We start from the raw sequence: 14,071 nt of genomic DNA, 5'->3' as shown, positions 1-14,071 counted from the left end.
CTTATCGTTTAAGATTCATTAGCTCCTGCAGAATTTCATCTGAAGTGGTAATGATTTTTGTGTTGGACTGAAAACCCCTTTGCGCAACAATCATTTCAGTGAATTCTTCAGAAAGATCGACATTGGACATTTCGAGGGAGCCAGATTGGATTAACCCATTACCTGACATTCCAGGAAAATCAATTTTCGGTGTTCCAGAGTTAGATGTACTTGTGTAAATATTGGATCCTGATTTCTCTAGACCGCCGCTGTTAGCAAACTTAGCAACAGCGATTTGACCAGCCCAGCGCAATGTTCCAAATTGATCTACATATGTTACAGAACCATCTTGCCCTATACTCATTGATTGAGCATCTGTTGGTATTTTAATTGGTGCGTAGTTAACCGGGACCGTAGCGGTACTGAATGTTGCACCAGTAGGGTTGTTAACTGGAGCTGGCCCTCCTGTATAAGTTTGGGACGCAAAATTGAATTTTGTCATATCAACATCTTTAGGCAGAGGCCCTAATTCGATGTTGTTTACGGTAGGTGCACTTCCAGCTCCATCTGGATCATAGTTGCCGGTAGCAATGGCAGAAAAGCCAACTAAGTATTGCCCTTGACTGTTAACCATTTTCCCATCTTTATCCAAATAAAAGTTTCCAGCTCTTGTATATCCTATGTTTGAGAATTTGTTAGACTGTGAATCAGCTACTTGAAAAAAACCATCCCCTGCAATCGCTAAGTCTAGATTTCTGCCAGTAGTTTGCATACTGCCACCAGTATGAATTATATCTACAGAAGCCAGTTGTGAACCTAATCCAACCTGTTTAGGATTCGTACCTCCAAGCCCGCCGGATGGTGCACTCGCTCCGGAAATCGACTGACTGTATAAATCCTGAAAAATCGTTCTGCTTTTTTTGAAGCCATACGTATTTACATTTGAAATATTGTTGCCGATAACATCCAGTTTTGTTTGAAAGTTTTTCATCCCGCTGATACCTGAATACAATGATCTTAGCATTTACAATTCCCCCATTTTTTTGGCTGGCTGCTTCTGTCATTCGGCAGCCCGGCTTCCCTTAGCGGGTCCGGCCGTTTTCAATCCAATATAATTGTTCCGTTAATATTCGTGAAAATCTGAGAGGCTGCTTCTTTGCGGTTCATGGCTGTAATCATGGTTGAGTTTTTCACACTGACGATAAAGGCTCCTTCGTTTGATAAAACGAGAGCATCCTGGATCCCTTTTTCCTTTGCCTTTGAAAGACTGTCCTCGAGTTTGTTCCACTTTTCTGCAGAAATTGTGATATTCCGTTCATCCAGCCTGGCTTGAGCATGCTTGCTGATGGTCATTTTTTCTTTTAAAAGAGACTGGAAAGACGTGTCTGCTTTCTTACCTTGGTTTGGGCGGTATATGGAAAGCGGCGGATGCTGAAGATAATCGATTCGATTTTCCATTATTATTTACTGCCTTTATCCGATACCTTAACAATTTCATCGGTATAAATAACGGTCCCATCCATTAGTTCAAGTGCCACTTCATTATTCTTTTGACTGACTGATTTAACAGACTGCGTTCCTTCTTTAACTGTGGAATTTCCTTCGTCATCGGTCACTTTATATGAGTAAGCAACTTCTTTTCCGATTAAAGAGCTGTATTCCAGAATCCGGCTTCCTGACTGGGTTTTCATGAAATTCTGCATCGTTGTATTCATGTTCGTCATTTGCTCAAGAGAGGAAAATGACGCCATTTGCGATATGAATTCCTTATCCTCCATCGGATTAAGCGGATCCTGATTTTGCAGCTGCGTCATCAGGATTTTCAGAAAATCATCTTTCCCTAATACATCTGATGGTTTTCGTTCATCTTTTTGGATGCTTGTCAGCATATAAGAAGAATCAATTTTCGTTTCCATGTTTATCACCTACACTTTTTCATTTACTAATTCTTCATGAAGGGATTCTTCGAAAGTTGGAAGATCTTGTTCTTCCCTCCTTCTCTCACGCTGGGACTGCTCTCTATGCCGCTCCCCTTGCTCCTGCATTAAATCCCTTCCGGCTGAAGAAAAGGACTGGAATACTTCTACTTTTTCCAATTGAATGTGCTGTCCTGCCAATCCCTGCTTCAGGTGATGCATATGATTTTCAATGGCCTCTTTGACAAAGGCTGTGGCTGCTGTGAATTTTGCCGTCCATTTGCCGTCTGACTGCATGATTTCTATACGCAGCTCCCCAAGATGTTCGGGGTATAGTTTCAGGAATAGCTTTTCAGATCCATTTACAGCAGTAAACTTGCCGTTTTGGAATAGCTGTTGTATCTGAAACACCAAGTCTTGCTGGCTGGCGCGATTTCCGGAAGAATCTGTTTTTATAAATAGTGACAGCTGTTCTTGCTTTGATAGAGGAGATTGAACCGTAAAAGCAGGCGGGTCAGCCGGCGAAGCTTCCACGTCCCCTGGTGCCGCAAATTTTACTGTCCCAGTCTGTGTCTCTGCTGTTTTTAACTTGAAATGATTTTTAGCAGAAGGGAAAGGATTCAAACTGTTTTTTTGCTGCACAGGCTCTGGTTCCAGCTGTAGATCTTGTCCATTTGATGGCTGAACTGTCTGCCTTACAGACTTTTGGAATTCCCTGAAGGGCGGAATAACCTGATTCGCATTCCCGTTTTCTGTATTGATCAACTTTTGAAGAACCGTTTTAAGTGATGGAACCATTTGTCCGTTATTTTGCAAAACGGCCAGGGCCGATTGCAATTTCTTGTCACGTAATGCGTGCATCCACTCCGGAGGCGCCTCTGGATTTATGTTTTCCTCTGATGCAAGAGAAAAAGAATTCTCTGATTGATGGATGCCCGTGCTTAAGGTTATTGGGGATGACTGTGCCAGATAGCTAAACAGCCCGGATGCCAGTTCCTGCAGATCAGAGAGCAAATCAGAATCAACATCCCCTTTTTCAAGCATATTGCTGATTTGCTCCTGGAGGCCTTCCAGTAGTGCAAATAAATCCTCTTCTGTGACATTCTGGGGATTTGATCCTGCTGGACCCGGCTGGGTATTGGCAACCATTTGATCGGACAAGCGGAGAAGCCCACCAAACAGTTGTAAAAATGAACGTTCCCCCTGGGATGTTGGAGCTGAACCCGCAAGCTCCAGCGATGTTGAAGCTGGACCCGAAGACTCCGATGTAAAGGCTATTTGACTGATGGACCGGATCATCGTGTTTCACCACCTTCTAATGCAGCAAGTTTGCCCGTATACAATGCAGCGTCCTCCGGTGACATTTTTTCAAAAATATCTGTCACTTGATCATCCTTCATCGCCTTCAGGATTTTCATCGCATCTTTTTCTTCCAGTAAAGGCAGGATACTGGCTGCCTTGCCCGCAGACATCCCCTCATAGAGCTTCGTGATATCCTTTTCAGGGGGATTGGCAGAAGATGTTTCCTCAAGCTGGGCTCTCAGGTCCTCTACTTCTTTTGTTAAGCCGGCAATTTTATTTTCTTTCAGCTGTACATCGTTCTCAAGTGCTTTAATCTCCTGTTTTTGTGCAGAAACTGAAGAGGTAAGCTCTTTGTTTTCTTTCGCTGTTTTTTGCATTTCTGCATGATCTGCATTAGGCATTGTCTCTTCCTTGACTGATTCCTTCTGATTCGTCCCGGTTAAGGGCGCAATCCATCCGGAAGCTGTCTCACGGATGTTAAATCCGGCAACAGATAGTATGACTGCAGCAAGGGTAACCGTAAATACAAGAGGGATTAGGATGACAAAGAAAAACCACTGAACTTTTCCATATTCTTTTTTGTTATGTTCCAACTTCTTTCACCTAGATTTCCCGGTACATGTATGATCTAATGGATAAATCATCCATGCTCCTTGAGTCATTTTGTTTCTCAATTTCACGATTGAGTTCGTTATGGCGTTCTTTCATTTTTTCAAACTTCCTGACTTCAGAATTGCTCTCCATCAGGACTTCCTGTTTTTCTTTCATGTTATTCCGGCTGATCATCACGAGTTTTTGATAGTATTCAATGGTCCGGTCCAGATTCGTGACAAACTGCTGGTAATGCCTGATTGCCTGAACAGCCATTCCGTTCTTCAGCTGTTTTTTTGTGTTTTCCTCAAGAACTTCCTTTTTTTTCATAGATTCGTACAATTTTTCCGCTGCAGTTTCAAAATCCTTTACAGAACGATTGTATTCAGTTAGCCTCAAGTCTTTTTCGTTTTCCTTCAGTTCCAATATTTTTTGGAAACGGAACGTGTATTCCATCAAGTATGATTCATCTCCATTTTCATAAATAGCTGTTCCACACTCTCTTTAAATGAGACATTCTCATGAACTTCCTGTTTTAAAAACTCAAGAATCTCCGGATATAATCGGATTGCCTCATCAATCTCCTCTGACGACCCTCGCTTATAAGCCCCAATGCTGATCAAATCTTCTGCATTCAAGTAGGCTGATAGATATTCCCGCAATTTACCGGCAGCATGTCTGTGCTGTGGTGTTACGAGATGATTCATAACCCGGCTGATGCTCTTTAATACGTTGATCGCCGGGAACTGGCCTTTGTTGGCCAGTGAGCGGTCAAGCACATAATGCCCATCCAAAATTCCCCTTACAGTATCGGCAATAGGCTCATTCATATCGTCCCCGTCCACGAGCACCGTGTAAAATGCTGTTATGGAGCCGTGTTCGTTCGTTCCTGTTCTTTCAAGAAGCTTGGGCAAAATAGCGAAGACAGAAGGCGTGTACCCTTTTGTCGTCGGAGGCTCTCCGATCGCAAGGCCGATTTCCCGCTGCGCCATCGCAACCCGTGTTACCGAATCCATCATCAGCATAACGTCCCGTCCGGTATCACGAAAATACTCTGCAATGGCTGTCGCTGTATAGGCTGCTTTCATTCTCATTAGAGCAGGCTGATCGGATGTTGCTACAACAACTATGGATCGTTTTAGCCCCTCCGGCCCGAGGTCCCGTTCAATAAACTCCCTTACTTCCCTTCCACGTTCCCCGACTAGTGCGATTACATTTAAATCTGCTTTCGTATTTCTTGCAATCATTCCCATCAGCGTACTTTTTCCAACACCGCTTCCGGCAAAAATGCCCACTCTTTGTCCTTTTCCAACTGTCAGCAGGGAGTCAATTACTTTCACTCCCACTTCCATGGGTTCATCAATCGGAGGCCTTTTCATGGGATTAGGAGGAGACTGGTCAGATGGAACATTGGACAATCCTTTCGGAAGGGCTGCATCATCAAGCGGCTTCCCGAGGGCATCCAAGACTGAACCGATTAAAGGGATTCCCGCTCGGATCCGAAGCGGTTCTTTTGTGGCCTCCACGATACTGCCGGGAGAGATATCGGATACAGGAGAAAACGGCATCAGCAGCACATTTTCTTCTTTAAATCCCACTACTTCTGCAGGGATCTTTTTTGATTTTCCAGCTCCTGTATGGATATAACAAAGGTCCCCTATCGAACTCGCCGGCCCTCTGGATTCAATCATCAGTCCGACGACCCTTTTCACTTTTCCATAACGTTTATATGAATCAAGCATTTCTACTGTGTTCAGCAAATCAGCGGCATTCATGAAGATTCTTCCTCTCCAAGTCTTTCAAGCAGCTGTTTTTCCAGCTGTTTGAGCTGAGTGTCTACGGAGGCATCAATTCTGCCGAATGAGCTTTCAACGAAACAATCAAAAGGAGAAAGGCTTTCGTCCATATATAAAAACAGTTCCTGCTCATTTGTTAAGAGCTGTTTTAATTCTTCCTTCTGTGACCGGACAAATTCGTAGCGGTCAGGGTGAATAAATATTTTTATTTCATCATAATCTTTTACTTCTCTCAGCAGCTGTTTCACCATTTCTTTCATGAGGGCAGGTTTCTCATCCAAAGCAGAAGCGATAATTTTTTCTGCCATTTTTGCTGCCAGCCTGACAATGGTTTCTTCAGCCGACTCAAGTTTTTCCAGGTAATCAGCACGTGAAGATTCAACGAGACTGTTCGCCTGCTGAATCTGAGCTGAGACTTGATGGAATCCATCATCCCTGCCATATTGCAGTCCTTCCTGATAGCCAGCTTCTCTTGCCTTTTCTGCTAAAATGAGTTTCTCCTGCTCAAAGCTCTGTTTGGCCGACTCGATGGACTGAAGAATCGTTTCCTCTTCAGCTCTAGCCTTACTGATTATCAGCTCGCTCATTTTTCTGGCATTTCTAAGCTGTTCGGATTCTGCTTCTTCATAAGTCAGATGATCGATTTCATTCATATTGATAATCGGGACAATGGCAGCCGCCTGAACGGGCTTAACCGCAGAACGTGATTTTATCAGCCTAGACAATAATATCGTCTCCTCCGCCGCGGGCAATAACGATTTCTCCGTTTTCTTCGAGTCTGCGAATCACACTGACAATTCTGGATTGTGACTCTTCCACATCTCTTAAACGGACAGGGCCCATATATTCCATTTCTTCACGGAATGTCTCTGCCATTCTGGTGGACATGTTTTTAAAGACAATTTCTCTGACATCCTCACTCGCGACTTTAAGGGACAGCTTAAGATCTTCGTTATCGACGTCTCGGATCACACGCTGTATAGCCCGGTTATCAAGAGTAACAATATCTTCGAATACAAACATGCGTTTCTTAATTTCTTCTGCTAGTTCAGGATCCTGAATTTCAAGAGCATCCAGAATGGTTTTTTCCGTGCTTCTGTCCACTCCGTTCAGCACTTCCACAACCGCTTCCACTCCGCCAGTCTGTGTGTAGTCCTGCGTAAAGGCTGAGGATAGTTTTTTCTCAAGGATCTGCTCAACCTCATTGATGATTTCAGGTGAGGTTCTGTCCATGACAGCAATTCGGCGTGCAATATCTGCTTGGACTTCCTGAGGCAGTTCGGATAGAATCTGTCCAGCCTGTACAGGATCTAAATAGGAAAGAATTAAGGATATCGTTTGGGGGTGCTCATTTTGAATAAAATTAAGGATTTGGGCCGGTTCTGCTTTTCTGGCAAAATCAAACGGCTTCACTTGAAGTGTAGAAGTAAGCCTGCTGATAATGGATGTTGCCCTATCCTCCCCCAATGCCCTCTGAAGCACTTCTTTTGCGTAAGCAATGCCCCCTGAAGTAATAAAATCCTGTGCCATGGCAATCTCGTGGAATTCCTCCACGATTTCTTCTTTTTTAGAGGAGTCGACCGTACGCACACCTGAAATTTCCAGTGTGAGCCGTTCGATTTCTTCTTCGGATAAATGCTTATAGACAGAAGCGGATACATCGGGTCCCATTGAAATAAGGAGGATGGCAGCTTTTTGTTTCCCAGATAGTTTAGTATGATCTCTTCTTACCATGACGGTTCCTCCTTATTCTTCCGATAGCCAGGTTCTAAGCAGCTTAGCGAAATCTTCCGGCTTTTCTTTTGCCAGTTTTTCAAGCTGCTTGCGGCGCAGCGTTCCTTCTGATTCCATCTCCTCATTTACATCCGGCACATTGAGTGGAATCGTGACAATCTCTTCTTCATACTCCTCTTCTTCCCGGCCTCTTTTTCTGAAGAGAAGGAAAATGAGCAATAGTATGACAGCAAGGAGCACTCCTCCGCCAATATACACCCAGACAGGAATTCCGGCTGATGGTGTATCCTGCAGCGTCTGCAGTTTACCTGCGAAAGGCTGTACAGACACGACAATTTTACTTTCAATATCCTGATCGGATATCGGCTGTGCATTTGCATCCTTGTTGATCGATGTTCTTACAATCGTTGAAAGCATTTGCTTTATATCGTCGACCCGCCCCTGTGGAATGGATCCTGGATTTTTAGGATTCGGCGGCTCAACCATCACCTGGATTCCCAAATCTCTGATTTTGTAAGGACTTTCAACAATTTGCTTTTTAATGCGGTTTACTTCGTTATTGATCCGTTCTTCATTCCGCTCATAATTGCCGTTTCCGTTTTGGGCAGATTGCTGATAGTTTGGCACATCGCCTTCACTGGTGCCGGCTGTTCCGCCTGCTGCGCTGGCTCCGTCACCTGTATACGCTTCAGTAATCCTTTCAGCACTGACCTGGATTCCCTGCATGTTTTCTTTATCCACGGGCTCGACTAAATTTTCTTCACGGTTTTCCTGTGTGAAGTCAAGGTCCGTTGTGACCGACACCACTACTTTATCCTGGCCAATCATAGTACCGAGCATTTTCTGAACCTGCTGCTGCAGATCCCGTTCGATACCCATTTTTATATCATGCTGAGTCGCATAATTGCTGACCGCAGGATCATTTTCCTTATTCTGATCAAAGTAATTAAAATGATCATCCATAATGACGATATTATCCGCAGGGAGGTTCGGAACGCTTTTGGATACAAGGTGGTAAAGAGCTTCAACTCTTGACTGATCCAATTTGCTGCCCGGATTCATTGTTACCACAATGGATGCAGATGCCTGTTCTGCTTCTTCCCCTACAAATACGGTTTCCTGCGGCATGTTGATCATGACACTTGCGTCTTTGACTCCCTCAATCCCTCTTATAAGGTTGGAAAGTTCTGTTTGTGTGGCTTTTAGTTTTAAAACATCAAATTCCTTATCCGTCATTCCAAACCCGACATTTTGCCCGAAAAAGGAGTAATCAATGGTTCCTGTTTCCGGGAGCCCTTCTGCTGCCAGGTCGACTTTCAAACTGTTCACCATTTCGGCGGGAACGAGGATCGTTGTCCCATTGTCGGCAATTTCGGATTGGATGCCCCTGCCATCAATTGTTTCTTTGATCTGGCCGGATTCTTCAAGTGTAAGATCTTTATATAAAGGCACGAGATTCGGCCTCGATAAAAAGAATGCCAATACAGACAGGATGATCACCGCCGCCAAAAAACTGCCGATCATCATTCCCTTTTGACCTTTTGATTTCCCCCTCCAGAACTGAAGGACTTTCTCACCTATTTCTCTAAGCTTTTGATTCATTCTTTCTGTTCCCCCGGTTCTGTTGACAGCTCGTTACATAGCAGTGCCAGTCATCCTACATTTGCATGCGCATTATTTCCTGATATGCTTCAATGGCCTTGTTCCTCATTTCTACCGCCGATAATAAAGTGATACTCGCTTTCTCGGCCGCAATCATCACGTCCTGAAGTTCAATGTTCTGGCCTTTAGCCAATGCCCCCGTCATTTTGTCCGATTCCACTTGGGCTCTGTTTACCTCATTTAAGGCACTCTTCAGCATATCGCCAAACTGGCTTACCTGAGGTTTTGCAGAAGAACCTGCCGGCTCAGGAAGGCTGTTTATCCCCTGCATGGATAAAGGTGTAATTCCATTCATCATCTGCATTCATCCTACTTTCCAATTTCTAAAGCTTTTAGCAGCATACTTTTTGATGCATTAAAAACGGTAACGTTCGCCTCGTAAGAACGGGAGCTGCTAATGAGGTCTGTCATCTCTTTCAAGGGATCTACATTTGGCAATTTCACATATCCTTGAACATCCGCGTCGGGATGCGCAGGGTCATACACGAGTTTAAAAGGCGTTTTGTCATCGCTGATTTGTGTGACTTGAACGCCGCTTCCCGCCATCCCATTCCTGGCTGTACTGAACATACTTGAAAAACTGTCCCTCTCTTTTATTTCCACTAGTTTTCTCTGGTACGGCTGCCATTTGCCATCCACAAGTTTCCCTCTCGTTGTTTCAGCGTTTGCAATATTCGAAGACACAACATCCATTCGAAGGCGCTGGGCCGTCAGGGCTGAAGCTGAAGTGTTTAAACTGTTAAATATAGACATGCGCTATCTCCCTCCCGTTAAAACCGTCTGAAGGGATTTAAACTTTCCGTTTAACCGATCGACAAGCGCATTATATTGAATTTGATTTTTAGCAAGATCCGACATCTCCTGATCAATGTCTACACTGTTCCCATTGGGATGATAGGAGCTATTCTTGCTGCTGATCGCCGGGCCTGCATCAGAAGAGTTGGTAAATTCAAAATGTCTTGCGTCCGTTCTGGCTGCTTTAATAGCTTCCATCTCCCCTTGAAGAACATGATGAAATGAAACCTGCTTTGCTTTAAAACCCGGGGTGTCCGCGTTCGCAATGTTATTAGAGATAACTTTTTGCTGTATATTGGACGTTTTTAGTGCCGTTTCAAGAGAAGAGATTGTATTTGAAAAAAGCATCGTTTACCCTCCCACAAAAGTTCTAAGTCATTCGTATCCTATTGGTGTCGAAATATGTTAAATCTATACTGTTATTGTAAATTTATATAGGCTCAAAGTCTATGAACTTCTTGTAAATTTTCATACATACATTGTTCTATTTTTTGAACGGGACTATATATCTATTTTTCATAGGTATATTGAACCACAAAAATAAAAAGACACCCTTCATAAGGGTGTCTTTTTACATTAATTTGATTTTAACCGTTCCAATTCAATGAGGAATTTGTCGTTGAGTACTTTAATGTATGTTCCTTTCATCCCAAGGGAACGTGATTCGATCACGCCGGCACTCTCCAGCTTGCGAAGTGCATTGACGATCACGGATCGGGTAATTCCAACCCTGTCAGCAATTTTACTTGCGACTAAAAGGCCTTCGTTTCCGTTAAGTTCCTCAAAAATATGTTCAATAGCTTCCAGTTCACTATAGGATAAAGAGCTGATGGCCATTTGCACAACTGCCTTGCTTCTCGCCTCAACTTCAATTTCCTCCGCTTTTTCTCTTAGTATTTCCATACCTACGACCGTTGCTCCGTATTCTGCCAAAATGAGATCATCATCTTCAAATTGTGCTTCCAGACGGGCCAGGATAAGCGTTCCGAGACGCTCTCCTCCTCCGATAATCGGTACGATGGTGGTAAGTCCATTTTTAAACAGGTCACGGTTTTCAACTGGGAAAGCCGTATATTCGCTGAATACATCCAGATTGGAGGACGTTTCAGAAACCTTGAAGAGATTTTTGGTATATTCTTCAGGAAACTGTCGGTCTTCCAGCATTTGTTTCATGCGTTCGTGCTCGATTTGCTGATTAATAGCAAAGCCGAGCAGTTTTCCTCTTCTGCTGACAATAAAGATATTGGCTTCGATTACTTCACTCAGAATCTCAGACATTTCTTTAAAGTTAACAGGCTTTCCTGCTGCCTTTTGTAGCATTGCATTGATGGTTCTTGTTTTCTCTAGTAAAGCCATGGTTGGGTTTCCTCCTAAAAATGATCAATCTCTATAAGATAAATTGGCTTAAATCTCTGTTGCTAGCGATTTTCCCCAGCTTTTCTTCCACGTATTGCGGTGTTATGGTAATTTTATCCATCGTCACATCCGGAGCTTCAAAGGATAAATCCTCAAGAAGTCTCTCCAAGATGGTATGTAGTCTTCTGGCTCCAATATTATCTGTGTCCTGGTTAACATGGTAGGCAACTTCCGCAATCTTACGAATAGCATCGTCTGAAAATTCAAGTTTTATACCTTCCGTTTCAAGTAAAGCAGTATATTGCTTTAGGAGGGCGTTATCAGGTTCAACTAGAATCCGGACAAAATCATCAGTTGTCAGTTTGGTGAGTTCAACACGAATCGGGAATCTCCCCTGGAGCTCCGGAATGAGGTCAGATGGCTTTGCCATATGAAAGGCTCCCGCTGCAATGAAAAGAACATGATCCGTTTTAACTGAACCATATTTGGTCACGACTGTCGATCCCTCAACAATCGGGAGAATATCTCTCTGGACGCCTTCTCTTGAGACATCGGCAGAACCTCCGCCGCTGTTTTTCTTTGCAATTTTGTCAATCTCGTCAATAAAAATAATGCCAGACTGTTCGGCGCGGGATACGGCTTCCTGTGTTGCTTCCTCCATATCAATCAGCTTTTGGGCTTCTTCATTCTGGAGAACCTTTCTCGCTTCTCTAACGGTAAGCTTCCGCTTCTTCGTCTTTTTCGGCATAAAACTGCTGAGGGCATCCTGCATGTTCATGCCCATCTGTTCCATACCCGAGCCTTGAAGCATATCAAACATGGATGGCTGCTGCTCTTCCACATCCACTGTGACATAATGATCTTCAAGTTCTCCCATTCTGAGCTGATGATCGATTTTTTTCCTTCTCTCGCTTAAATCCGAATCATCATCATATGAAGATGTCTGCTCTTGCTGCTGGGCGCCTCCGAAAAGCATTTCAAAAGGATTTTTATTGCTTTGGTTCTTTTTCCTGGAAGGGACTAGCAGTTCAACGAGGCGTCTGTTGGCATTTTCTTCTGCTGCACCTTTAACCTCGTTCATTTTTTCTTCTTTTACAATCCGGATCGAACTCTCCATCAGATCTCTGACCATCGATTCCACATCCCGGCCGACATATCCAACTTCTGTAAACTTTGTTGCTTCCACTTTAATGAACGGAGCTCCGACCAGTTTAGCAATCCGCCTTGCAATTTCTGTCTTTCCTACTCCGGTAGGACCGATCATTAAAATATTTTTCGGCACTACTTCATCCTTCAGCGATTCATCGAGCAGGCTTCTGCGGTAACGGTTTCTTAAGGCGACCGCCACAGCTCGTTTCGCATCGTTCTGACCCACAATATACTGATCCAGCCGTTCTACAATTTGTCGAGGGGTTAATTGGTTTTTCATCATGACCAATCCTTTCCTACAGCTCTTCTACAATGACATTGCTGTTTGTATATACACAAATCTCTCCGGCAATCCGGAGTGCGCCTTCTGCAATTTCTTTTGCTGTTAAGCTCTCGCCGCTGTATCGTTTTAAAGCTCTTCCTGCTGAAAGAGCATAATTGCCGCCTGAACCGATCGCAAGAATCCCGTCATCCGGTTCAATCACTTCGCCTGTACCGGAAATCAGAAGAAGATCTTCTTTGTTCATGACAATCAGCATGGCTTCCAGTCTTCTCAGAACTTTATCGCTTCTCCATTCTTTAGCGAGCTCTACTGCCGCTCTCTGGAGATTGCCATTGTATTCTTCAAGCCGGCCTTCAAACATCTCAAACAGGGTAAAAGCATCCGCAACTGAACCGGCAAATCCGGCAATGACTTTCCCGTTAAAAAGTCTGCGCACTTTTCTTGCTGTATGTTTCATGACAACAGCATTGCCGAATGTGACCTGTCCGTCGCCAGCCATGGCATACCCGTCTTTATGATGAATAGCAAATATGGTCGTTGCATGGAATTCACTCATTTTCCGTTCCTCCTTTTATCATAAGCTACGCTCTGGGATGGTGGGACATATATGTCTTCTTCAGCTGATCCTTCGAAACATGGGTATAAATCTGGGTGGAGGACAGATGGGAATGTCCCAGCAGCTCCTGAACACTCCGCAGGTCTGCCCCCTCATTTAAAAGATGGGTGGCAAACGTATGGCGGAACATGTGCGGATGAATATGTAAGTTTGAAGAAGATTTCTTTACCAGTTCATTTAAAATATGACGGATGCCGCCAGGTTTTAGCGGATTTCCCCGGTTATTCACAAAAATCACATCATGACCGGCTGATTTTTGAATAAGCTGTTCCCGCCCATCTTTTAAATACAGCTCCAATGCATCCTGGGCAAAGCTCCCAAATGGAACGTACCGCTGCTTGCTGCCTTTTCCGTTTACAAGGACCGTTCCCATGAACAGATCGACATCCTGTCTGGTCAGACCTGAACATTCACTGACCCGCATGCCTGTAGCATATAGCATTTCCAGCAATGCCTGGTTTCTTTGGCCGAGCGGTGTGCTGAGATCGGATACAGAGAATAAAAGCTCTAATTCCTTTTCATAAAGGAATGCCGGTATTCTTCCATCTCTTTTTGGCATGGATACGAGTGAAAACGGATTGTCGTTCAGCAGCTTTTCACGATTCAGGAATTTATAAAAGCTTCGCAAACTGGAAATCTTTTTTGAAATCGTTCTCCTTGCCAGTTTCAGCTGGTGCAATTTGGTCAAATACAGTCTAATATCCTGGTAGGTCACAAGATCAAGACCTGCAATCCCCTCTTCCTTCATAAACAGGGAAAATTCTTCAATATTTGCAGTGTAATTCACAATTGTATATTGTGAATAGTTTTTCTCAATTTGTAAATATTCTACGAACAAAATTAAACTTTTCTTAACATTTTCCACTTCATCACCTCACAAGGGCGATTAAAT

17 protein-coding genes are annotated in these 14,071 nt (G+C 43.7%); all 17 read right to left on the bottom strand.

Translation table 11 applies throughout. The features are described 5' to 3' along the window. Position 1: 1 nt before the first annotated feature. A complete protein-coding gene (locus CEF21_RS11645) occupies positions 2 to 1,003 on the bottom strand; it encodes a flagellar hook-basal body complex protein (protein ID WP_123916532.1) in 1,002 nt (333 codons plus the stop codon). Between the two features lie 77 nt (positions 1,004 to 1,080). Beyond that, a complete protein-coding gene (locus tag CEF21_RS11640; protein WP_123916531.1) occupies positions 1,081 to 1,437 on the bottom strand; it encodes a TIGR02530 family flagellar biosynthesis protein in 357 nt (118 codons plus the stop codon). A 2-nt stretch (positions 1,438 to 1,439) separates the two neighbouring features. Beyond that, positions 1,440 to 1,895 carry a flagellar hook assembly protein FlgD gene (gene flgD / locus CEF21_RS11635; RefSeq protein WP_123916529.1) on the bottom strand — a complete coding sequence of 152 codons (456 nt, stop codon included), beginning with the start codon at positions 1,893 to 1,895 and terminating at the stop codon, positions 1,440 to 1,442. A gap of 9 nt (positions 1,896 to 1,904) precedes the next feature. Beyond that, a complete protein-coding gene (locus CEF21_RS11630) occupies positions 1,905 to 3,194 on the bottom strand; it encodes a flagellar hook-length control protein FliK (RefSeq protein ID WP_123916527.1) in 1,290 nt (429 codons plus the stop codon). Beyond that, on the bottom strand, positions 3,191 to 3,790 hold the full coding sequence (locus CEF21_RS11625; RefSeq protein ID WP_123916525.1) for a MotE family protein: 600 nt from the start codon (positions 3,788 to 3,790) through the stop codon (positions 3,191 to 3,193). Before CEF21_RS11625 ends, CEF21_RS11630 begins: the two co-directional genes overlap by 4 nt. A gap of 10 nt (positions 3,791 to 3,800) precedes the next feature. Further along, on the bottom strand, positions 3,801 to 4,244 hold the full coding sequence (fliJ, locus tag CEF21_RS11620; RefSeq protein WP_123920183.1) for a flagellar export protein FliJ: 444 nt from the start codon (positions 4,242 to 4,244) through the stop codon (positions 3,801 to 3,803). Further along, positions 4,244 to 5,563 (bottom strand): flagellar protein export ATPase FliI, encoded by a 1,320-nt coding sequence (gene fliI / locus CEF21_RS11615; protein WP_123916523.1) that lies wholly within the window; start codon positions 5,561 to 5,563, stop codon positions 4,244 to 4,246. Before fliI ends, fliJ begins: the two co-directional genes overlap by 1 nt. Further along, positions 5,560 to 6,309 (bottom strand): flagellar assembly protein FliH, encoded by a 750-nt coding sequence (gene fliH, locus CEF21_RS11610; protein ID WP_164462169.1) that lies wholly within the window; start codon positions 6,307 to 6,309, stop codon positions 5,560 to 5,562. Before fliH ends, fliI begins: the two co-directional genes overlap by 4 nt. Further along, positions 6,302 to 7,318: a flagellar motor switch protein FliG gene (gene fliG / locus CEF21_RS11605; RefSeq protein WP_123916512.1), complete on the bottom strand. Its 1,017-nt coding sequence runs from the start codon at positions 7,316 to 7,318 to the stop codon at positions 6,302 to 6,304. Before fliG ends, fliH begins: the two co-directional genes overlap by 8 nt. A 12-nt stretch (positions 7,319 to 7,330) precedes the next feature. Then, positions 7,331 to 8,920: a flagellar basal-body MS-ring/collar protein FliF gene (gene fliF / locus CEF21_RS11600; RefSeq protein ID WP_123916510.1), complete on the bottom strand. Its 1,590-nt coding sequence runs from the start codon at positions 8,918 to 8,920 to the stop codon at positions 7,331 to 7,333. A 55-nt stretch (positions 8,921 to 8,975) separates the two neighbouring features. Next, positions 8,976 to 9,278, bottom strand: a complete 303-nt coding sequence (gene fliE / locus CEF21_RS11595; protein ID WP_123916508.1) for a flagellar hook-basal body complex protein FliE — start codon at positions 9,276 to 9,278, stop codon at positions 8,976 to 8,978. A gap of 11 nt (positions 9,279 to 9,289) precedes the next feature. Then, entirely contained in the window at positions 9,290 to 9,733 is a 444-nt protein-coding gene (gene flgC, locus CEF21_RS11590; protein ID WP_123916506.1) for a flagellar basal body rod protein FlgC, read from the bottom strand. Between the two features lie 3 nt (positions 9,734 to 9,736). Beyond that, the gene (gene flgB, locus CEF21_RS11585; RefSeq protein WP_123916504.1) at positions 9,737 to 10,123 is read right to left on the bottom strand and encodes a flagellar basal body rod protein FlgB; all 387 of its coding nucleotides are present in this window, start codon (positions 10,121 to 10,123) and stop codon (positions 9,737 to 9,739) included. 228 nt (positions 10,124 to 10,351) lie between these two features. Continuing rightward, complete coding sequence (gene codY / locus CEF21_RS11580) at positions 10,352 to 11,131, bottom strand: GTP-sensing pleiotropic transcriptional regulator CodY (RefSeq protein WP_123916502.1); 780 nt, start codon at positions 11,129 to 11,131, stop codon at positions 10,352 to 10,354. Positions 11,132 to 11,162: 31 nt separating this feature from the next. Then, positions 11,163 to 12,563 (bottom strand): ATP-dependent protease ATPase subunit HslU, encoded by a 1,401-nt coding sequence (hslU, locus tag CEF21_RS11575; protein WP_123916500.1) that lies wholly within the window; start codon positions 12,561 to 12,563, stop codon positions 11,163 to 11,165. Positions 12,564 to 12,576: 13 nt separating this feature from the next. Beyond that, a complete protein-coding gene (gene hslV, locus CEF21_RS11570) occupies positions 12,577 to 13,119 on the bottom strand; it encodes an ATP-dependent protease subunit HslV (RefSeq protein WP_123916498.1) in 543 nt (180 codons plus the stop codon). Between the two features lie 25 nt (positions 13,120 to 13,144). Beyond that, entirely contained in the window at positions 13,145 to 14,044 is a 900-nt protein-coding gene (gene xerC, locus CEF21_RS11565) for a tyrosine recombinase XerC (RefSeq protein WP_123916496.1), read from the bottom strand. Positions 14,045 to 14,071 lie beyond the last annotated feature (27 nt).

Source organism: Bacillus sp. FJAT-42376 (assembly GCF_003816055.1).
GTDB lineage: Bacteria > Bacillota > Bacilli > Bacillales > Bacillaceae > Metabacillus_B.
The sequence above is the reverse complement of the archived record's forward strand: the minus strand, read 5'-3'. Positions and strand labels throughout refer to the sequence as shown.